The sequence below is a fragment of the Rhizobium sp. S163 genome (genome assembly GCF_030380805.1).
Classification (GTDB): Bacteria; Pseudomonadota; Alphaproteobacteria; order Rhizobiales; family Rhizobiaceae; genus Rhizobium.
On record NZ_JAUDSA010000038.1, the window covers coordinates 316,255 to 336,001 of the forward strand.

The window sequence follows — 19,747 nt, forward strand, 5'->3', positions numbered from 1 at the left end:
ATTGAACGATATCTATTCGGTTTCGCCGGCAACCAGCGCCTTGCAGCCGAGATCGCGGTAGCGCGCCAGCATCTGCGGATCGGCATCGCGCTCGACCACGAGGCAGCCGCAATCGGCGGCCGAGAGCACGCCATGCGGCGCGGCCGTGCCGAACTTGTCGGACGTGACGGCGACGAGCACCTGCCGGCTCTTGGTCGCGACGAAGCGCTTGAACTCCGCATCCTCGAAACCGAAGACGGTGACGCCGGCCGCGATATCGACACCGCAGGCGCCGAGAATGCAGAGATCCGGCGACAGCGGCTCCATGTCGCGCATCGCCTTCGCCCCCAGCGCGCCGCCCACCTGCCGGTCGATCAATCCGCCGATCAGGATGACGTTGACGAGCGGCTTGTCGATCAGCGCAGCGGCAATCGACGGCGCATTGGTCACCGCCGTCAGCGGCAGATCCATCGGCAGCGCCATGGCGATCGCCAGGTTCGTGCTGCCCGCATCGAAGAACACGGTCATATCGGCCGCGATCTGCGAAACGGCGGCCGCCGCCAGCGCCTGCTTGCGGTCGCGCGCGATGCCAGCGCGGTGATTGAGGCTGCCGCCGGCAGGCGAAACCGGTAGCGCGCCGCCATAGACCCGCTCGCAGAGCCCCGCCGCCGCCATCTCGCGCAGATCTCGGCGCACCGTATCTTCCGACACGCCGAATTCCGCCGCGAGCTCGGCAGCAAGCACGCGCCCATGGGTCTGCAGCTTGCGCGAAATGACGCTCTTGCGCTCCTGCAGCAGAAGTTCGTTCGTGTTCATGCCGGATTTAGCCTGACCAATCTCAAATCGATTGAATCATGCATAAACCGATACAAACGTGCAAACAAGCAGGCGCGAACAAATCATCGCTTCACATTGTGAAACACTGAACACCAAAACCGTGATAAATGAGAAAAATATTCGCAATTGCCGATTTTCTTCGCAGTTTTTGACGCATCGCGGCATCGGCTTTTCTGCGATTTTCCAGCCATCGAACACACTGGTGAATTGGACAGACACATGAACCTCCTGAAGACCCTCGCCACCGCAGCCCTGATCCAGGCCGCCGCCCTGATGCCGGCACTGGCCGGCGAAAACCTCGCCGCCATCAAGCAGGCAGGCGTGCTGAAGATCGGCACCGAAGGCACCTACGCCCCGTTCACCTTCCATGATGCCAGCGGCAAGCTTGTCGGCTTCGACGTCGAGATCGGCGAAGCCGTCGCCGCCAAGCTCGGCGTCAAGGCCGAGTTCGTCGAAGGCAAGTGGGACGGCCTGATCGCCGGCATCGACGCAAAGCGCTACGACACCGTCATCAACCAGGTCGGCATCACCGATGCGCGCAAGCAGAAGTACGACTTCTCCGAGCCCTACATCGCCTCCAAGGCCGTGCTCATCGTTCGCGACGGCGACGACAGCATCAAGACCTTCGCCGATCTAAAGGGCAAGAAGTCGGCCCAGTCGCTGACCAGCAATTTCGGCAAGCTCGCTGAGCAGTCCGGCGCCGAACTCGTCGGCACCGACGGCTTCGACCAGTCGATCCAGCTGGTTCTGACCAAGCGCGCCGACGCCACCATCAACGACAGCCTGTCCTTCCTCGACTTCAAGAAGCACAAGCCCGACGCCCCGGTGAAGATCGCTGCACAGGAAGCGAATGCCGACCACTCCGGCATCATCATCCGCAAGGGCGAACCGGAACTGCTTGAAGCCATCAACAAGGCGCTCGTCGATATCAAGGCCGACGGCACCTACAAGACGATCTCCGACAAGTATTTCGGCCAGGACGTCTCGAAGTAAGTCTGAGCCACAGCGCAGATATCCTCCCAACCCCTCCCCGCAAGGCGGAGGGGCTTTTTATTGGGCACTTTCAGACTAACTTTGCACGCACGGTGCCGCCTCTTAGCCCCTCCCCCTTGTGGGGAGGGGTTGGGGAGGGGTATTCCACGTCGAACCGATAACCCCCGCGAAAGGGAACGCCCGTGCCGCACTGGCTTCAATTGATGGCGGATTCGCTCGTGCCCCTGTTGTGGGCCGGGCTGGTCTTCACCATTCCGCTGACATTGCTGTCCTTCACCTTCGGGCTCGTGCTCGGTCTGATCACCGCGATCGCCCGGCTCTTCGGCGCCGCTCCCTTCGTGGCCATTGCCCGCTTCTACGTCTGGGTGATCCGCGGCACGCCGCTTCTGGTGCAGCTCTTCGTCATCTTCTACGGCCTGCCCAGCATCGGCATCCTGCTCGACGCCTTCCCGGCCGCCCTGATCGGCTTCACGCTCAACATCGGCGCCTACAGCTCCGAGATCATTCGCGCCGTCATCTCCTCGGTGCCCAAGGGCCAATGGGAGGCCGCCTATTCGATCGGCATGAGCTGGCGCCAGGCAATGACACGCACCATCCTGCCGCAGGCCGGCCGCGTTGCCGTTCCGCCGCTGTCGAACACCTTCATCTCGCTGGTCAAGGACACCTCGCTCGCCGCCGCCATCACCGTCCCGGAGCTCTTCCAGGCCGCCCAGCGCATCGTCGCCACCACCTATGAACCGCTGATCCTCTATATCGAGGCGGCCCTCATCTATCTCGCGCTGAGCTCCGTGCTCTCGGCCTTGCAGGTCAGGCTGGAGCGCCGCTTCGCCCGCTATGGCGGCATGCTGGAGGCAAACGCATGATCGAGCTTGATAACATCGAAAAACGCTTCGGCGACGCCGTCATCCTGAAGGATATCAGCATCCGCATTCCAGAAGGCAGCGTCACAGCACTCGTCGGCCCCTCGGGCGGCGGCAAGAGCACGCTTCTACGCTGTATCAACCTCCTGGAGATCCCGACGGCGGGCACGATCCGCCTCGGCGAGGAGACGCTGACCTTCAAACCCGGCCAGAAGACCAGCTGGCAGGCGATCCAGAAAATCCGCCGCCAGACCGGCATGGTCTTCCAGAACTTCCAGCTCTTCCCCCACCAGACGGCGATCGAAAACGTCATGGAAAGCCTGGTGACGGTGCTCAAATGGCCGAAGGAAAAGGCCCGCAACCGCGCCATGGAGCTCTTGACCAAAGTCGGCATGGCCCACAAGGCCGATGCCTGGCCCTCCACGCTCTCAGGCGGCCAGCAGCAGCGCGTGGCGATCGCCCGTGCGCTTGCCCCCTCGCCCCGCGTCCTTCTCTGCGACGAGCCGACATCGGCGCTCGACCCGGAACTCTCCGCCGAAGTCGTCGACGTCCTCGGCCGTCTCGCCAGCGAGGGGACGACCATGGTCATGGCGACCCACGACCTGAGGCTCGCCTCGAAGATCGCCAACGACGTCGTCTTCCTGGAAGCGGGAAGCGTGGTCGAGACCGGCAGCGCGCGGAACATCTTCACCGCCCCGGAACGCGACCGCACCAAGCGCTTCATCTCGACGATCAACGCCGCGCATACCTACGATATCTGAGGGCAGACATCCCATGCGTGGACATGAAAAAGGCGGCCCCGAGGCTGCCTTTTTCAGTCTGTTGGCTGGCAATCAGCCCGCGTAAGTGACCAGCAGGTCCTTGGCGTCGATCTGGTCGCCGGCCTTGACGAGAACTTCGGCGATCGTGCCGTCCTTCTCGGCATGGATCGCCGTTTCCATCTTCATGGCCTCGATCGACACCAGCACGTCGCCGGCGCTGACCGTCTGGCCGGCCGAGACGAAGGCGCGCGAGATCACGCCAGGCATCGGCGCGCCGACATGGGCGGCATTGCCCGGCTCCGCCTTGCGGCGGGCGGCGGCGCCGGTGGCACCATGGGCGCGATCCGGAACCTTGATGCGGCGCGGCTGGCCGTTAAGTTCGAAGAACACGGTGACCATGCCCTGGCTGTCGGTGCCGCTCATCGCCTGGTTGACGATGACGAGCGTCTTGCCCTTCTCGATATCGGCAAACAGCTCCTCGCCGTCGCCAAGACCGTAGAAATAGGCAGGCGTCGGCAGAACCGAGACCGGGCCGTATGTGTCGGACGCCAGCGCGAAGTCGGTGAAGACCTTCGGATACATGAGATAAGAGGCAAACTCGAAGTCGTTGACCTCGCGCTCCAGCTTGGTCTCGATCGTCTTGCGCTCCGCATCGAGATCGGCATCCTCGAGCAGCGAGCCCGGACGCACTGTATAGGGCGCGTCACCCTTCAGCGCCTTCTTCTGCAGTGCTGCCGGCCAGCCCGAGGGCGGCTGACCAAGATCGCCCTTCAGCATCGAGACGACGGATTCGGGGAAGGACACTTCCTTGTCGGCGCTGACGACGTCGGCGACACTCAGATCTTGGCTCACCATCATCAGCGCCATGTCGCCGACCACCTTGGAGGATGGCGTCACCTTGACGATATCGCCGAACATCTGGTTGGCGTCGGCATAGGCCTGCGCCACCTGGTGCCAGCGGGTCTCTAGGCCGAGCGAGCGGGCCTGCTCCTTGAGATTGGTGAACTGGCCGCCCGGCATTTCGTGCAGGTAGACTTCAGACGCCGGTCCCTTGAGATCGCTTTCGAATGCCGCGTACTGGTGGCGCACCGCTTCCCAGTAGAAGGAGATGCGGCGGATCCATTCCGGATCGAGACCCGGATCACGCTCGGAACCGCGCAGCGCTTCGACGATCGAGCCGAGGCAGGGCTGCGAGGTGTTGCCCGACAGCGCGTCCATGGCGGCATCGACGGCATCGACGCCGGCGTCGACGGCAGCCAGAACGGTCGCCGCTGCAATGCCCGATGTGTCGTGCGTGTGGAAGTGGATCGGCAGGCTGGTCGCCTCGCGCAGCGCCTTGAACAGCACCTTGGCGGCGGCCGGCTTCAACAGACCCGCCATGTCCTTCAGCGCGATGATATGCGCGCCGGCCTTTTCGAGCTGCACGGCGAGATCGGTGTAGTACTTCAGATCATACTTCGGACGCGCCGAATTCAGGATATCGCCGGTATAGCAGATTGCCGCTTCGCAAAGCTTGTTCTCTTCCGCCACTGCATCCATCGAGACACGCATGTTCTCGACCCAGTTCAGGCAGTCGAAGATGCGGAAGAGATCGATACCGCCGGCAGCCGCCTGGCGGACGAAGTATTTGACGACGTTATCGGGATAGTTCTTGTAGCCGACGCCGTTGGCGCCGCGCAGCAGCATCTGCAGCAGCAGGTTCGGCGCCGCCTCGCGCACCTGAGACAGGCGCTCCCACGGATCTTCCGTCAGGAAGCGCATGGAGACGTCGAAAGTTGCGCCCCCCCAGCATTCCAGCGAGAGCAAGTTCGGCAGCGCATGCGCATAGGTGCCGGCGATGCGGGCGATATCATAGGTGCGCATGCGGGTGGCAAGCAGCGACTGATGGCCATCGCGCATCGTCGTGTCGGTCATCAACACGCGCTTTTCGTTGCGCATCCATTCGCCGAACTTCTTCGGACCCAGCGTGTCGAGCAGCTGCTTGGTCCCGTCCTTGATCGTCGTGCCGTTGGTGTAGGGCACGACAGGCTCGGCGGCATCCGCTGTCGGGCGCGGCCTGTCCTTGGCCTCGGGGTGACCGTTGACGGTGACGTCGGCCAGATAGGTGAGAAGCTTCGTGGCGCGGTCCTGGCGCTTGACCTGCTGGAACAGCTCCGGCGTCGTGTCGATGAAGCGCGTGGTGTAGCTGTTATCCTTGAACTTCGGATGCGTGATGATCGCTTCCAGGAAGGTCAGGTTGGTGGCGACACCGCGGATACGGAATTCGCGCAGCGCACGGTCCATGCGCGAGATCGCTTCCGACGGGCTCGGCGCCCAGGCCGTGACCTTGACCAGCAGCGGATCGTAATAGCGGGTGATGATGGCGCCCGAATAGGAGGTGCCGCCATCGAGACGAATGCCGAAGCCGGAAGCCGAACGATAGGCGGTGATGCGGCCGTAATCCGGGATGAAGTTGTGCTCCGGATCCTCGGTGGTGATGCGGCACTGCAGGGCATGGCCGTTGAGCTTGATATCGGCCTGTGCGGGAACGCCCGATTCCGGCGTGCCAATCGCGAAGCCGTCGAGAATATGGATCTGCGCCTTGACGATATCGATGCCGGTGACGACTTCGGTCACCGTGTGTTCGACCTGGATGCGCGGATTGACTTCGATGAAGTAGAATTTGCCGGTATCGGCATCCATCAGATATTCGACGGTGCCGGCGCCGACATAGCCGGTGGCACCCGCGATCTTCAGCGAATAGGCGGCCAGTTCCTGGCGCTGCGCTTCGGAGAGATAAGGGGCGGGCGCGCGCTCGACGACCTTCTGGTTACGGCGCTGGATCGAGCAGTCACGCTCGAAGAGATGCACGACATTGCCATGCGTATCGCCAAGGATCTGGCTTTCGACGTGACGGGCGCGCTCGACGAGCTTTTCGAGATAGACCTCGTCCTTGCCGAAGGCGGCCATCGCCTCGCGCTTGGCTTCCGTCACCTCGCGGGCAAGGTCCTTCGGATCGCGAATGGCGCGCATGCCGCGACCGCCACCGCCCCAGGAAGCCTTGAGCATGACGGGATAACCGATCTCGTCGGCCATCTTGGCGACGACGGCCATATCATCCGGCAGCGGATCGGTTGCCGGCACCACGGGAACGCCGACCGAGATCGCCAGATTGCGGGCCGCCACCTTGTTGCCGAGCTGGCGCATCGTGTCGCCGGTCGGGCCGATGAAGATGATGCCGGCCTTGTTGCAGGCGTCGACGAATTCAGGGCTTTCCGACAACAGGCCGTAACCCGGATGGATCGCATCAGCGCCGGAGAGCTTGGCGACGCGGATGACTTCGTCGATCGACAGGTAGCTCTCGATCGGGCCGAGGTCGCGCGCAAGATGCGGGCCGCGGCCGACCTGGTAACTCTCGTCCGCCTTGAAGCGATGCAGCGCCAGTTTGTCTTCCTCAGCCCATATCGCGACCGTTTTTATCCCGAGCTCGTTGGCAGCGCGAAACACGCGGATGGCAATTTCGGAACGGTTGGCGACAAGGATCTTGGAAATGGGCAAATGCAGTCTCCTCACGGCATAAAAACGGGCAATGCTGCACCCGCGAAAGGAGTCTTAACCCGCTGTCACGGAAAGTTCAATTTCCCACGACGACGCAAGATCGAATTTCTCTAAACTAGCTAGCTGATGAGCCCATGGCGGAACGCAACGGCCACGGCATGCTGGCGGTTCTTTGCCTTCAGCTTGTCCTGCAGACCGTTCATGTACCAATCCACCGTATGGTTGGAGATCTGCAAGAGCTTGCCGATCTCGACCGACGTCAGACCCTCCGCGAGATATTGCAGGATTTCCATTTCCCGGCGTGTAAGCCTTGTGTCGGCGCCAGGCAGGTCATCCGTTACTGAACCGTCTTCACCGCGCAGTTCGAGAATGCGCCAGAATGCGCGCTTGGCGATCGCATCGAAGAGGGTCATTTCGAGCGGAGACAGATCGACAGGCTTGCCGCCGACGCTCAGATAACCGAGCACGCCGCTTCTTCCATGCACTGGAAATGTGTAGCCATCCTTCAGGCCATAGCCCGAAGCGGCCGACATCATCTGCTCCATCCGCCGATAGTGCGGATCTTTGCGGAACGCCGCCAGGCCATCCTTCCAGCGGAACGGTTGTTGCGCGAAAGCCAGATAGCGGATCGTCGGATCGTTCAGCATGTATTTCTTGCCGACATAGACCTGCGGCCATCCCTCGGGCCATTCGCCGGCGAGCACCGCTCCGGTCATATCCTCGCTATGCTTCGGATACCGGAGCAGCCCATGAAACTCGAAGCCATAAGACAGGACGACGTGTCTTAGCTCCTCGACCACCGCCTCCGGCTTCCGGCACTCTTCAAGAACGACAAGTAATTGAATTAATGAATGAATATTCACTAAAATGCCCCCATCCCATCACAGGCTTTCAAGTGAAGCCGCTGCGACAGGACTTGCCCCGATAGCGAACGGTTATCGATGCAATTAAATTAGAGTTCAGAATATCGTTTATGGTTGTGCCAGTTTGACGCGACAACGCAAGGGTTAAATGTCGGGCCTTTTCATTTCACTAAGAAATTTTACCACATCTGGCACCCGCTCATGAAAACGAGCGTCGGCACGACGGCGAAACGCCAACAATGAATGCCTTGTTAATCGCCAGTTCAGATAGGTTTTTGTAGCATCGCAACATCCGCTATTTCGCAGATGCACAAAGAGGAATTCGCCGTGTCGCTTTTCAAGGTCTATGCAAGAGCTTTGCGCTATCTTGGCGCCTACAAGTTCCGCGTATCCCTGGTCGTTATCGCGAACATCGTGCTCGCAGCGATCACCATCGCCGAGCCGATCCTTTTCGGCCTCATTATAGATGCAATTTCCGGCAAAGGCGAGGTCAAGCCGATCTTGTTCATGTGGGCCGGTTTCGCCGTCTTCAACACGATCGCCTTCGTTTTGGTCGCCCGCGAGGCTGACCGGCTGGCGCATGGCCGTCGCGCGACGCTTCTGACGGAAGCTTTCGGCCGCATCATCTCCATGCCGCTCTCCTGGCATCATCAGCGTGGCACGTCCAATGCCCTGCATACGCTGCTTCGTGCCTGTGAGACGCTGTTCGGCCTCTGGCTCGAATTCATGCGCAACCACCTCGCGACCGTCGTTGCCATCGCCATCCTCATCCCGACGGCGATCTCGATGGACGTCCGTCTGTCCGGCGTGCTTGTCGTGCTCGGCATCGCCTACTGGCTGATCGGCCGCCTCGTCATGAGCCGCACGAAGGACGGCCAGGCTTCGGTCGAAAACCACTACCACACGGTTTTCTCGCATGTCAGCGACTCGATCAGCAACGTCTCGGTGCTGCACAGCTACAACCGTATCGAAGCTGAAACCAAGGCGCTGCGGTCCTTTACCGAACGCCTGCTGCAGGCCCAGTACCCGGTTCTCGACTGGTGGGCGCTGGCCGGCGCGATGAACCGTATGGCTTCGACCATCGCCATGATGATCATTCTCGTCATCGGTACCGTCATGGTCCAGGCCGGCGAGCTGCGCATCGGTGACGTCATTGCCTTCATCGGCTTTGCCAACCTTCTGATCTCGCGTCTCGACCAGATGCGCCAGTTCGCCTCGCAGATTTTCGAGGCCCGTTCCAAGCTCGAGGACTTCTATGCTCTCGAAGACTCGGTCCGCGACCGCGAAGAGCCTGCCGGCAACGCCGATATCACCGACGTGAAGGGCGAAGTCGAGTTCCGCAACGTGTCGTTCCGCTTCGGCAACACGGCACAGGGCCTGCACAACGTGTCCTTCACCGCCAAGGCTGGCCAGACGGTTGCGATCGTCGGTCCGACCGGCTCAGGCAAGACCACGATGATCAACCTGCTGCAGCGCGTTTATGACCCTGACAGCGGCCAGATCCTCGTCGACGGCCACGATACGACGAAGGTCACCCGCAAGTCGCTGCGTCGCTATATCGCCACGGTGTTCCAGGACGCAGGCCTGCTCAACCGCTCGATCAGCGACAACATTCGCCTCGGCCGGGAGAACGCTTCGGATGAAGACATGCGCCGTGCGGCTGAAGCTGCCGCCGCCGCCGACTTCATCGAGACCCGCGAAGACCAGTACGACACCCATGTCGGCGAGCGCGGCAACAGGCTTTCGGGCGGCGAGCGCCAGCGTGTGGCCATCGCCCGCGCCATCCTCAAGGATGCGCCGATCCTGGTGCTGGACGAGGCGACGAGCGCGCTCGACGTCGAGACCGAGAACCGCGTGAAGGCCGCGATCGACAATCTTCGTCAGAACCGCACCACCTTCATCATCGCCCACCGCCTGTCGACGGTTCGCGAAGCCGACAAGGTTCTCTTCCTCGACAACGGCCGCGTCGTCGAAGAAGGCAGCTTCGACGAGCTCAGCCAGAGTAACGGCCGCTTCGCCGCCTTGCTCCGCGCCAGCGGTATCCTGACGGACGAGGAAGTCCGCAAGGCACACACGACCGAAGCCGCCTAACACAGGCGATTAACGAAAATGATCGAAGCCGGATGGTTCCGCCATCCGGCTTTTTTCTTGCCTGACAGGCCCGCACGTCTAGATAATCCGGAACTTGAGCCGGGAGCCCCGTATGCAGGTCAAACGAATTGTCGCCAATATCGCGACCATCGATCAGAAGGCCGCCAGGTCTTTCTATCAGGACATCCTCGGCCTTGAGCTGCTGATGGATCACGGCTGGATAGCAACCTATGGCTCCGACCAGCAGATGGCGGTTCAGGTGAGCGTTGCCAGCGAAGGCGGCTCCGGAACACCCGTGCCGGGCCTGTCGATCGAAGTCGATGACGTCGATGAGGCATTTTCAGCCATGAGCGCCGCCGGTTTCGAAATCACCTATGGGCCGGCCGATGAGCCCTGGGGTGTACGACGCTTCTATGTCCGGGATCCCTTTGGCACCCTCGTGAACATCGTCTCGCATACAGGCTGAACGAGAGGCCTGCGCAAGGGGCGTTAGACTAAAGTCATAATCCCAAAGCCGCTCTCCGTAAGCGGGGTGTTTTCTGGCACACTTTCCTCGGGCGAACCGCGACCAGGGGTATGCTTTGAGGAGAGTATGGTCGCGCGCCGCATTTCACATCATTCTGTGGAGGACAGAACATGGCAAATGTCGCAAGCGTCGGGGGCGCGAAAGCCGGACCGATGACATCGGAGGAGAAGAAGGTCATCTTCGCCTCCTCGCTTGGCACCGTATTCGAGTGGTACGATTTCTATCTCTACGGGTCCCTCGCCACCTATATCGGCGCGACCTACTTCACCCAATATCCAGAAGCCACCCGCAACATCTTCACGCTGCTGGCCTTTGCCGCCGGCTTCCTGGTACGCCCGTTCGGCGCGCTGGTCTTCGGCCGCCTCGGCGATCTCGTCGGGCGTAAATACACCTTCCTGGTGACGATCCTGATCATGGGTCTCTCGACCTTCCTGGTCGGTATCCTCCCCGGTGCCGCCACGATCGGCATCGCCGCTCCGATCATCCTGATCGCACTTCGCCTGCTGCAGGGCCTGGCGCTCGGCGGTGAATATGGCGGGGCCGCCACCTATGTGGCCGAGCACGCGCCGAATGGCCGCCGCGGCTACTTCACCTCATGGATCCAGACCACGGCAACGCTCGGCCTTTTCCTGTCGCTGATCGTCATCGTCGGCGTCCAGTTCATCATGGGCAAGGAAGCCTTCGCCGCCTGGGGCTGGCGCATTCCGTTCCTGGTCTCGGTCGTCCTTCTCGGCGTCTCCGTCTGGATCCGCGTGCGGATGAACGAATCCCCCGCCTTCCAGAAAATGAAGGCGGAAGGCAAGGGCTCCAAGGCGCCGCTGACGGAAGCATTCGGCCAGTGGAAGAACGCCAAGATCGCACTTATCGCCCTGCTCGGCGCCACCATGGGCCAGGCGGTCGTCTGGTACGGCGGTCAGTTCTACTCGCTGTTCTTCCTGCAGAACGTTCTGAAGGTCGACCTGCAGGCAGCCAATATCATGGTCGCCGTGGCCCTCATCCTTGCGACACCGTTCTTCGTGATCTTCGGCGGCCTGTCGGACAGGATCGGCCGCAAGCCGATCATCATGGCTGGCCTGTTGATCGCGGCCGTCACGTACAATCCGCTGTTCAAGGCGCTGACATGGACAGCCAACCCGGCGCTTGCCGAAGCTCAGGCCTCGGTCAGGGCAACGGTCACGGCCGATCCGACGGACTGCAAGTTCCAGTTCAACCCGACCGGCACATCGAAGTTCACCAGCTCCTGCGACGTGGCGACAGCCTTCCTGACCAAGAACTCGGTGCCTTATGATGTCGTCCCCGGCCCTGCCGGCCAGCCGGCGACTGTGAAGATCGGTGACGAAACCATCACCAGCTTCGACGCAGTCGCAGCCGGCGACAAGGCCAAGGGCCTGACGGCGGCATTCGAGAAGAGCATCAACATCGCGCTTCACGACGGTGGCTATCCGCTTAACCGCGGCGCCATCAAGGTGCCTGACGCGAAGCTCGATGCCTTCATCGCCGCCAATCCCGAGCTTGCCCTGAACGCCGACGCGATCCGCGCAGGCACCAAGGAGACGATGCCGGCCGACAAGCTGGTGGCAGCCAAGCTGCTGACGGCGGATGAAGCCAACGGCGTCACCGACATGGCTGTCTACAACGTAGCCGGCGGCGGCACCTTCGCCATGGCGGCCGATCCTGCACGCGTCAACTGGATCGGCACGATCGCCATCTTGTTCGTGCTGGTTCTCTATGTGACGATGGTCTACGGCCCGATCGCCGCATTGCTGGTAGAACTCTTCCCGACCCGCATCCGCTACACCGGCATGTCGCTTCCCTATCACATCGGCAACGGCTGGTTCGGCGGCCTGCTGCCGGCAACGGCCTTCGCGATGAGTGCGGCCACAGGCGACATCTACTTCGGCCTCTGGTACCCGATCATCTTCGCCGCGATCACGCTTGTGATCGGCCTGATTTTCCTGCCGGAAACCAAGAACCGCGATATCCACGCAATGGATTGATCTTTCCCGAAAAGACAGACCACGCCCGGCGCTCCAAAGGCGCCGGGTTTTCTATTGCCGGAAATAGCCGCTTGGGCTGCGGCCAGCCGCCGACGCCTGGGCGAAACAGAAGATTGTGGCGCGCGTAGACGATGGCGATCATCATCGAAAACCATCCGCCGAGCGCTAGGCCGGCGATCACGTCGCTGGGATAATGCGCACTCACCATGACCCGGGTCATGCCGAACCACAGCGCACAAGCCACGAAAGCAATGCGATAGCGCGGGAAGAGCAGCGCGAAGGCGGCGAAGAAGGCACCGATCGCCGTCGCGTGGCCTGATGGGAAGCTTTCGAAGGAATGACCGGAGAAGGACGAAAACGAGAAGATGCCGTAGTCCTGGAAATGCTCCGGTCGGGCCCGCCCGATCAGCCGCTTCAGGAGATTGGCGACCAATCCCGACAGCGCGATCGAGGTAAGGAGATAACAGCCGATCCAGCTGACCCTGAGTGCCTGCAGGCGGTGACGCACGCTGGTGGCGGTGCGCGACGATGCCCAGCCCTGGAACAGAAGGAAAGCGGTGACGATGATGATCCAGTCGGACTTGCCGAAATCGGTCAACATCAGGCCGATCCTGCGAATGGTTGGCGGCACGTGATCGCCGCCGACAGGACCATCGAACAACAGGAGCGAGAGGATCACGGCGTTCACGGTGACGAATAGACAGGATTGCCAACGCAGGTGCGGCATGCCGTGACGACAGCGGAGCCTGCGTTTCTCGAGCGAAGAGAGAAAGGATTTCATGTCTGTCGGCGGTCCTGATCAGGGGTTGTCGATCAACGACCAAGACCTAGCAGAAGCAGACTACAGAATTTTTACGGAGACGCTTACAACAAGCGGCTGAGCCGCGGTATCGGCCATCCGCCATCGCGCCCGATGGAGAACACCAGACCGAAGCGTGCAAACAGCACCGAGGTGGCAAAAGCCATCCACGCGCCAAGCGCAAGCCCCGCCGTAACGTCGCTCGGATAGTGAACGCCGATGATGATGCGCGTTGCGCCGAGCCACAGCCCGATGCCGATGAAGCCGAGGCGAAAACGGGGAAAGAGCAGCGCCAGCGCCATGAACAGCGCCCCGATATTCGCCGAATGCCCGGAGGGAAAACTCTGGTGCAGAAAATCCATGTTGAACGGCGCGAAACTGAAGATACCCTCCTGATCATAGATCAGCGGTCGCGCGCGCCCGATCGCAAACTTCAGGGAGTTGGCGATGATGGCGGTGAACAGGACGGATAGCGCTACATAGGCAGTCATCTGCCCGAAATAGATCATCCGGAACCGCTCGCGCACTTTCCACAAGCGCCGTCGGACCAGATAGGCGGTCGCAACAACGGTTGTCAGACCGGTGAGAATCCAGGCAAGCCTGCCGATGTCGGTGACATCGCCGGCAAGCGTGACCAGCGGCTGCGCCAGTTCCTTGGCCGCAATACCGAGCGGGCGATCGAACACGAAAAAGGCGATGGCCACGGCATTGATCGCGGAAAAGGCAAACCCCTTCCAGGGAACCCGGCGATGGATCGTGCGGCGCGCCTGGTAGCGCTTTTTCAGATAGCCCCAGAAACCCGGCCTTCGATCGACGCTCTCGCTCATTCCACTCCCGCTCTTTTATCAATAGAGGAGGGAGATAGGGGCTGCGGCGGTTGCCTTCAATGCGAAGGCCCTCCGCATCCTGAGATGCGAAGGGCCTGAAAGGTGTTTCACGTGAAAAATCAGGCTGAAAGCGCCTTGAACTCGGAGAGGATCGCTTCTCCCATCTCGACCGTATCGACCTTCCTGGCGCCGTCAGCCATGATATCGGCGGTGCGGATGCCCTTGTCGAGCACGTTGGCGATCGCCTTCTCGAGGTTGTCGGCTTCCTTGACCATGCCGAAGGAATAGCGCAGGCACATGGCAAACGAGGCGATCATCGCGATCGGGTTGGCAATGCCCTTGCCGGCGATATCGGGTGCCGAACCGTGCACCGGCTCGTAAAGCGCCTTGCGCTTGCCGGTCTTGCCGTCAGGCGCGCCGAGCGAAGCCGATGGCAGCATGCCGAGCGAGCCTGTCAGCATGGCGGCAACGTCGGACAGCATGTCGCCGAACAGGTTGTCGGTGACGATGACGTCGAACTGCTTCGGCGCGCGCACCAACTGCATGCCGCCGGCATCCGCCAGCATGTGCTCGAGCTTGACGTCCGAATACTTGTCCTTGTGCGTCGCGGTCACGACCTGGTTCCACAACACGCCCGACTTCATCACGTTGCGCTTTTCCATGGAGCAGACGCGGTTCTGGCGCGTGCGGGCCATTTCGAAGGCCACGGCGGAGATGCGTTCGATCTCGTAGGTGTCGTAGACCTGCGTGTCGATGGCACGCTTCTGGCCATTGCCGAGATCGGTGATGGTCTTCGGCTCGCCGAAATAGACGCCGCCGGTCAGTTCGCGGATGATCAGGATATCGAGGCCATCGACCAGCTCCGGCTTCAGCGAAGAAGCGGCAGCGAGCGCCGGGTAGCAGATGGCAGGACGCAGGTTGGCGAACAGCTCGAGATCCTTGCGCAGGCGCAGCAGGCCGGCTTCCGGGCGCACTTCATAGGCAACGTCGTCCCACTTCGGGCCGCCGACGGCGCCGAAGAGAACCGCATCGGCAGCAAGCGCCTTCTGCATATCGGCTTCAGAGATAGCGGCACCATGGGCGTCGTAAGCGCTGCCGCCGACCAGACCTTCGTCGGTGACGAAGCCAGCGGACATTTCCTCGTTCATGTAAGCGATGATCTTGCGGACCTCGCCCATGGCCTCGGGACCAATGCCGTCACCCGGCAGCAGGAAAAGATTGCGCGTCGTCATGAAACCCTCCGGGAAAAACAAGTTGCGGCTTATTATCCCTCGACAGAAGGCATTTCAAGCGACCAAGGGGCCGTTTCGGTACGGTTGGCGCCAGAGTTGAACGATCGGTTGACCCCTCGATTTGCATCGGCAACAAGAAGGGCATCGTGACCATGACCCGGAAAACGCCCATGCCCGCCACACCGCTCCATCTCGACACCCCGCTCTTTCAGACATCCGCCGACTATAGCGCCGCAAACCGGCCGCTCTGGCTGAAGCTGGACGCGCTGCAGCCGGCGGGAAGCTTCAAGCTGCGCGGCGTCGGCAGGTTGTGCCAGCATGAGGTGGAAAACGGTGCCAAGGAAATCTTCTGCGCCTCCGGCGGCAATGCCGGCATCGCCGCTGCCTATGCCGGCCGCGCGCTCGGCGTACCTGTCACCATCGTCGTGCCGGAAACCACTTCCGAGGACGTCCGCCGCTCGATCGCAGCCACTGGCGCCGCCGTTCTCGTCCGCGGCTCCGTCTTCGACGAGGCCAACGCCCATGCGGTCAATCTCGCCGCAGAGCGCAAGGCCGCCTATGTGCACCCCTTCGACCATCCGCTGCTCTGGGAAGGCCACGGCACGCTGATTGACGAAGTGGTGAAAAAGGGCGCCGAATTCGATTGCGTGATTGCCAGTGTCGGCGGCGGCGGCTTGCTTGCCGGTATCGTGGCCGGCCTGAAGCGGAACGGCCTCGACAATGTGCCCGTCATCGCCGTCGAGACCGAAGGGGCCGCATCCTTCAACGCCAGCCTGAAAGCCAGCGAACGCATCACCCTTCCCGCGATCACCTCGATCGCCACCTCGCTCGGCGCGCGCCAGGTCGCCCAGCATGTCTTCGACCTTCCCAGACATCATCCGATCGAGAGCGTGACGGTGACCGACGCTGAAGCCATCGCCGCCTGCCTGAAATTCGCCGACGCCTATCGCATCCTCGTCGAACCCGCCTGCGGCGCCGCCCTTGCCGTCGCCGACACCCACCCCGACCTCCTCGCCCGCTTCAAAAACCCGCTGATCGAGGTCTGCGGCGGCATCGGCGTGTCGCTGGAAAAGCTCAAGATGTGGAGAGAACAGCTGCTCTGAAGCCAAAGAAAAAGCCGACGGGAGAACCCACCGGCTTGATCATGCAATCCTGTCGAGGCGCTTAGGCGGCCCAGGGATGGGAAGCGGCATTGGCTTTTTCGAACTGGTCGATTTCCTTGCCCTTTTCCATCGTCAGGCCGATGTCGTCGAGACCATTCAGCATGCAGTGACGCTTGAAGGCATCGAGATCGAACTTGATGGAGCCGCCGTCGGGGCCGGTGATTTCCATGTTTTCCAGGTCGACCGTCAGGATGGCGTTGGAGCCGCGCGAGGCGTCGTCCAGGAGCTTTTCCAGATTTTCCGGGCTGACCTTGATCGGCAGAATGCCGTTCTTGAAACAGTTGTTGTAGAAGATGTCGGCGAAGCTGGTGGAGATGACGCAGCGGATGCCGAAATCGAGAAGCGCCCACGGCGCGTGCTCGCGCGAGGAGCCGCAGCCGAAATTGTCGCCGGCGACGAGGATCTTGGCGTTTTGGTAGGCCGGCTTGTTGAGAACGAAATCCTCGTTCGGCGTGCCGTCTTCATTGTAACGGGCTTCCGCGAAGAGACCCTTGCCGAGGCCGGTGCGCTTGATCGTCTTCAGGTAATCCTTCGGGATGATCATGTCGGTGTCGATGTTGACAACCGGCAGAGGGGCGGCGACGCCCGTCAGCTTGGTGAATTTTTCCATGGCCTGGCCTCCAGTTCGGCAGAGATAGTGTGTTGATCAGCGTTTAGTCCAGTTTCCCGGCAAAATGAAGGGGAATCTGCAGCCCCGGCCAGCGCCCCGAAGAATCGTCCGGCCGGGCGCGGCTGATCTAGCCGGCCTTGGCGGGCTCGTTCATCGCCCAGGAGACGCCGAAGGGATCACGCAGCTGACCATAGCGATCGCCCCAGAACATGCGCTCGACGGGCATGACCACTTCTACACCGGCCTTCACCGCCCGATCCCACCAGAGATCGATATCGTCGACGACGAGCTGCAGCGAGAAGCCCTGGTGCGGCCGGAAAGGGTGGCCGTGTTCGGGATAAGCGTCGCTCAGCATCAGTGAGCTGCCGTTGATATAGAGATGCACATGCATGGTGCGTCCATTTTCATCAGGCGGCACGACGAATGCCTGCTCGGCGCCGAAAGCTTTTCCGTAGAATTCCGCCGCCTTCAGCGCGCCATCGACAGTGATGTAGGGGAGCAGCCCGTTCTTGACCGGCGGCATGGCCATCTGGCCGGTTTGCGTTTCGCTTTCCATGCAGTCCTCCATTGATGCCTGGGCGTGATGCTTGTGCAGCCACAAGCCTTGCCGCATCTAGGACGCGCGAGCAAAACGCCAGCCGACAGACTGAATGAAATAAATTCGGGGCGCCAGAAGCGATCAGATAGGGACGATCAGAGATCGATGATCGTGCCGCGACCGTCGTTCCAGATGCGCATGGGTTGACCATCGCGCGTCTTGGACTTCGCCCTTGCACAGACCGGAGCCGCCTTCATCTTCAGCGAGAGCGCGCGGCCGACCATCAGCACCGTCAGAATGGCGCCGACGGCGAGCGTCACCGAAAAGGTGAGGAGCGCCAATGCTGCGAATGCGGTGATGCCTGCAAGCAAAAGGAAGACGGAACGAATATTCTGCATGGGTTTGAAACCTTTCTAGGAAAGGAATGTGGTCCTTCGTCTTGTCTTCTGCAAGATAAGCATGGCTTTTTGTTGTCTTGCCATCGGTCACAAAGCTTGACACACATTCGTGATGAGCCAGTCTCCCCTCACCCGTTCGATGAACCTGCGCCGCTCGGTGCTGAGCGTTCCCGCGATCAACCCACGCGCGCTTGAAAAGACCCATCAGCTCGATTGCGATGCGGTGATCTTCGACCTCGAGGATTCAGTGGCGCCCGAGAAGAAAGCCGAAGCGCGCGAAAACCTGGCCGCCTTCTTCCGGGGCAAACCGCTCAAGGACAAGGAACGCATCATCCGCATCAACGGCCTCGACACCAACTGGGGCCGCGCCGACATGGAGCTCGTGAGCGCGCTTGAGCCGGATGCCGTTCTGCTGCCGAAGGTCAACGAACCGCAAGACGTGATGTCGGTCAGCGATCTTCTCGCGGATGCCGATGCGCCCGACGAAGTGCGGATCTGGGCGATGATCGAGACACCGCGCGGCATCCTCAATGCCGCGGCGATCGCCGAGGCCGGCCGAACGGCGGGCTCAAGGCTCGATTGCTTCGTCGTCGGCCTCAACGATTTGCGCAAGGAAACAGGCGTCTTGCCGCAGCCCGGCCGGCAATATCTCGTGCCCTGGCTGATGCAGGTGATCCTCGCCGTGCGCGCTTACGGCCTCTGCGCCATAGACAGCGTCTTCAACGATTTCAAGGATATCGATGGCTTCGACACCGAATGCGCCGAGGCGCGCGCCATGGGCTTCGATGGCAAGATGCTGATCCATCCCGCGCAGATCGAGCCCGCCAACCGGCATTTCGGCCCGGATGCCTCCGCCATCGCCGAAGCTGAGGCGATCATAAAAGCCTTCGCCGACCCCGCCACGGATGGCCTCAACGTCATCAATGTCGGCGGACGCATGATCGAACGGCTGCATCTTGTCCAGGCGGAAACTCTGGTTCATAAAGCCCGCCTGATTGCAGATCGCCAAAAGGCAAAAGGCCAGACGGCAAACTGAAAGACGATGTGATGAAGCTCTACCGCCTTCTGACCGGCCAGGACGACGCCGCCTTCTGCCACCGCGTAACCGATGCCCTCAACAAGGGCTGGTCGCTGAACGGCTCGCCGGCCATGACTTTCAACTCGCAGACCGGCCAGGTGATGTGCGCCCAGGCGATCGTCAAGCATGTCGAGGGCAAGGATTACCACCCCGACATGAAGCTCTCCGAGCAGTAAGAATTTTCGGTCGAGGCCTGCACGAAGCGCCCAGCGTCTAGCGCTCGGCCGCCTCTTCCGCGCTCGCCTCTATCCGCTCCATATCATCGTCGCTGAGACCGAAATGGTGCCCGATCTCATGGATCAGCACATGGGTGATGATATCGCCCAGCGTTTCGTCGTTCTCGGCCCAATAATCGAGGATCGGCCGCCTGTAGAGGCGGATGCGATTGGGAAGCTCGCCCGTTTCCAGGGTGAAGCGCTCGGAAATCCCGCGCCCCTCGAACAGGCCGAGCAGATCGAACGGCGTTTCCAGCGCCATGTCCTCGAACACCTCGTCATCAGGGAAGTCTTCGATCTCGATCGTCAGATTGGTCGTCAGCGCACGGAATTCTTCCGGCAGGTGGCTGTAGGCCTCCATCGCCAGGGACTCGAACGTGCTGATTGTCGGAGCGTGGCGATCCTGCCAATTGTCGCTCTGGTCTATGCGAGCCATAAAAGCT

At 61.5% G+C, this 19,747-nt stretch carries 19 protein-coding genes; 9 read left to right on the plus strand and 10 right to left on the minus strand.

The genetic code is table 11. The features are described 5' to 3' along the window. Window positions 1-12: 12 nt before the first annotated feature. A complete protein-coding gene (locus QTL96_RS30495) occupies window positions 13-795 on the minus strand; it encodes a DeoR/GlpR family DNA-binding transcription regulator (RefSeq protein WP_289730355.1) in 783 nt (260 codons plus the stop codon). Between the two features lie 240 nt (window positions 796-1,035). On the opposite strand from QTL96_RS30495, the gene QTL96_RS30500 reads away from it, so the two are divergent. From QTL96_RS30500 to QTL96_RS30510, 3 genes are all read left to right on the plus strand, one after another. Next, complete coding sequence (locus tag QTL96_RS30500) at window positions 1,036-1,809, plus strand: amino acid ABC transporter substrate-binding protein (protein ID WP_289730356.1); 774 nt, start codon at window positions 1,036-1,038, stop codon at window positions 1,807-1,809. A 182-nt stretch (window positions 1,810-1,991) separates the two neighbouring features. Continuing rightward, window positions 1,992-2,672, plus strand: a complete 681-nt coding sequence (locus QTL96_RS30505; protein WP_113197550.1) for an amino acid ABC transporter permease — start codon at window positions 1,992-1,994, stop codon at window positions 2,670-2,672. Beyond that, window positions 2,669-3,430 (plus strand): amino acid ABC transporter ATP-binding protein, encoded by a 762-nt coding sequence (locus QTL96_RS30510; RefSeq protein WP_289730357.1) that lies wholly within the window; start codon window positions 2,669-2,671, stop codon window positions 3,428-3,430. Before QTL96_RS30505 ends, QTL96_RS30510 begins: the two co-directional genes overlap by 4 nt. A 72-nt stretch (window positions 3,431-3,502) precedes the next feature. On the opposite strand, the gene pyc is transcribed toward QTL96_RS30510, so the two are convergent. Together pyc and QTL96_RS30520 are read right to left on the minus strand one after the other, a co-directional pair. After that, window positions 3,503-6,967 (minus strand): pyruvate carboxylase, encoded by a 3,465-nt coding sequence (gene pyc, locus QTL96_RS30515; protein WP_289730358.1) that lies wholly within the window; start codon window positions 6,965-6,967, stop codon window positions 3,503-3,505. Window positions 6,968-7,086: 119 nt separating this feature from the next. Then, window positions 7,087-7,830, minus strand: coding sequence for a LuxR family transcriptional regulator (locus QTL96_RS30520; RefSeq protein ID WP_289730359.1), 744 nt, complete (start codon window positions 7,828-7,830; stop codon window positions 7,087-7,089). Window positions 7,831-8,157: 327 nt separating this feature from the next. Here QTL96_RS30520 and QTL96_RS30525 point away from each other — a divergent pair, with 327 nt between their 5' ends. From QTL96_RS30525 to QTL96_RS30535, 3 genes are all read left to right on the plus strand, one after another. Further along, the gene (locus tag QTL96_RS30525) at window positions 8,158-9,921 is read left to right on the plus strand and encodes a glucan ABC transporter ATP-binding protein/ permease (RefSeq protein WP_289730360.1); all 1,764 of its coding nucleotides are present in this window, start codon (window positions 8,158-8,160) and stop codon (window positions 9,919-9,921) included. 112 nt (window positions 9,922-10,033) lie between these two features. After that, window positions 10,034-10,387: a VOC family protein gene (locus tag QTL96_RS30530; protein ID WP_113238180.1), complete on the plus strand. Its 354-nt coding sequence runs from the start codon at window positions 10,034-10,036 to the stop codon at window positions 10,385-10,387. Window positions 10,388-10,557: 170 nt separating this feature from the next. Continuing rightward, entirely contained in the window at window positions 10,558-12,444 is a 1,887-nt protein-coding gene (locus QTL96_RS30535; protein ID WP_289730361.1) for an MFS transporter, read from the plus strand. Here QTL96_RS30535 and lpxE read toward each other — a convergent pair. From lpxE to leuB, 3 genes are all read right to left on the minus strand, one after another. Further along, window positions 12,377-13,225 carry a lipid A 1-phosphatase LpxE gene (lpxE, locus tag QTL96_RS30540; protein WP_354669161.1) on the minus strand — a complete coding sequence of 283 codons (849 nt, stop codon included), beginning with the start codon at window positions 13,223-13,225 and terminating at the stop codon, window positions 12,377-12,379. The two genes, QTL96_RS30535 and lpxE, sit on opposite strands and share 68 nt — an antisense overlap. 83 nt (window positions 13,226-13,308) lie before the next feature. Then, window positions 13,309-14,070 carry a phosphatase PAP2 family protein gene (locus tag QTL96_RS30545; RefSeq protein WP_289730362.1) on the minus strand — a complete coding sequence of 254 codons (762 nt, stop codon included), beginning with the start codon at window positions 14,068-14,070 and terminating at the stop codon, window positions 13,309-13,311. Window positions 14,071-14,189: 119 nt separating this feature from the next. Further along, window positions 14,190-15,302 (minus strand): 3-isopropylmalate dehydrogenase, encoded by a 1,113-nt coding sequence (gene leuB, locus QTL96_RS30550; RefSeq protein WP_289730363.1) that lies wholly within the window; start codon window positions 15,300-15,302, stop codon window positions 14,190-14,192. A 170-nt stretch (window positions 15,303-15,472) separates the two neighbouring features. Here leuB and QTL96_RS30555 point away from each other — a divergent pair, with 170 nt between their 5' ends. Beyond that, window positions 15,473-16,405 (plus strand): pyridoxal-phosphate dependent enzyme, encoded by a 933-nt coding sequence (locus tag QTL96_RS30555; RefSeq protein WP_289730364.1) that lies wholly within the window; start codon window positions 15,473-15,475, stop codon window positions 16,403-16,405. Between the two features lie 61 nt (window positions 16,406-16,466). Here the strand turns inward: QTL96_RS30555 and leuD are convergent, their stop codons facing one another. From leuD to QTL96_RS30570, 3 genes are all read right to left on the minus strand, one after another. Beyond that, window positions 16,467-17,075, minus strand: coding sequence for a 3-isopropylmalate dehydratase small subunit (gene leuD, locus QTL96_RS30560; RefSeq protein ID WP_018901042.1), 609 nt, complete (start codon window positions 17,073-17,075; stop codon window positions 16,467-16,469). Window positions 17,076-17,202: 127 nt separating this feature from the next. Then, the gene (locus tag QTL96_RS30565; protein WP_112942701.1) at window positions 17,203-17,631 is read right to left on the minus strand and encodes a glyoxalase/bleomycin resistance/extradiol dioxygenase family protein; all 429 of its coding nucleotides are present in this window, start codon (window positions 17,629-17,631) and stop codon (window positions 17,203-17,205) included. A 137-nt stretch (window positions 17,632-17,768) separates the two neighbouring features. After that, entirely contained in the window at window positions 17,769-18,011 is a 243-nt protein-coding gene (locus QTL96_RS30570; RefSeq protein ID WP_018901044.1) for a hypothetical protein, read from the minus strand. A gap of 112 nt (window positions 18,012-18,123) precedes the next feature. Here QTL96_RS30570 and QTL96_RS30575 point away from each other — a divergent pair, with 112 nt between their 5' ends. Together QTL96_RS30575 and QTL96_RS30580 are read left to right on the plus strand one after the other, a co-directional pair. Then, entirely contained in the window at window positions 18,124-19,047 is a 924-nt protein-coding gene (locus tag QTL96_RS30575) for a CoA ester lyase (protein WP_289730365.1), read from the plus strand. 11 nt (window positions 19,048-19,058) lie between these two features. Further along, the gene (locus tag QTL96_RS30580; protein ID WP_018901046.1) at window positions 19,059-19,265 is read left to right on the plus strand and encodes a DUF1737 domain-containing protein; all 207 of its coding nucleotides are present in this window, start codon (window positions 19,059-19,061) and stop codon (window positions 19,263-19,265) included. A gap of 37 nt (window positions 19,266-19,302) precedes the next feature. Here the strand turns inward: QTL96_RS30580 and QTL96_RS30585 are convergent, their stop codons facing one another. Next, entirely contained in the window at window positions 19,303-19,740 is a 438-nt protein-coding gene (locus QTL96_RS30585; protein WP_018901047.1) for a metallopeptidase family protein, read from the minus strand. Between the last annotated feature and the right edge of the window lie 7 nt (window positions 19,741-19,747).

Coding starts and splice junctions, on each gene's coding strand:
- QTL96_RS30530 (WP_113238180.1), top strand. CDS start 10,034: ATGCAGGTCAAACGAATTGTCGCCAATATCGCGACCATCGATCAGAAG.
- leuD (WP_018901042.1), bottom strand. CDS start 17,075: ATGGAAAAATTCACCAAGCTGACGGGCGTCGCCGCCCCTCTGCCGGTT.
- leuB (WP_289730363.1), bottom strand. CDS start 15,302: ATGACGACGCGCAATCTTTTCCTGCTGCCGGGTGACGGCATTGGTCCC.
- QTL96_RS30500 (WP_289730356.1), top strand. CDS start 1,036: ATGAACCTCCTGAAGACCCTCGCCACCGCAGCCCTGATCCAGGCCGCC.
- QTL96_RS30585 (WP_018901047.1), bottom strand. CDS start 19,740: ATGGCTCGCATAGACCAGAGCGACAATTGGCAGGATCGCCACGCTCCG.
- QTL96_RS30545 (WP_289730362.1), bottom strand. CDS start 14,070: ATGAGCGAGAGCGTCGATCGAAGGCCGGGTTTCTGGGGCTATCTGAAA.
- lpxE (WP_354669161.1), bottom strand. CDS start 13,225: ATGAAATCCTTTCTCTCTTCGCTCGAGAAACGCAGGCTCCGCTGTCGT.
- QTL96_RS30495 (WP_289730355.1), bottom strand. CDS start 795: ATGAACACGAACGAACTTCTGCTGCAGGAGCGCAAGAGCGTCATTTCG.
- QTL96_RS30580 (WP_018901046.1), top strand. CDS start 19,059: ATGAAGCTCTACCGCCTTCTGACCGGCCAGGACGACGCCGCCTTCTGC.
- QTL96_RS30555 (WP_289730364.1), top strand. CDS start 15,473: ATGCCCGCCACACCGCTCCATCTCGACACCCCGCTCTTTCAGACATCC.
- QTL96_RS30575 (WP_289730365.1), top strand. CDS start 18,124: ATGAGCCAGTCTCCCCTCACCCGTTCGATGAACCTGCGCCGCTCGGTG.
- QTL96_RS30510 (WP_289730357.1), top strand. CDS start 2,669: ATGATCGAGCTTGATAACATCGAAAAACGCTTCGGCGACGCCGTCATC.
- QTL96_RS30535 (WP_289730361.1), top strand. CDS start 10,558: ATGGCAAATGTCGCAAGCGTCGGGGGCGCGAAAGCCGGACCGATGACA.
- QTL96_RS30565 (WP_112942701.1), bottom strand. CDS start 17,631: ATGGAAAGCGAAACGCAAACCGGCCAGATGGCCATGCCGCCGGTCAAG.
- QTL96_RS30570 (WP_018901044.1), bottom strand. CDS start 18,011: ATGCAGAATATTCGTTCCGTCTTCCTTTTGCTTGCAGGCATCACCGCA.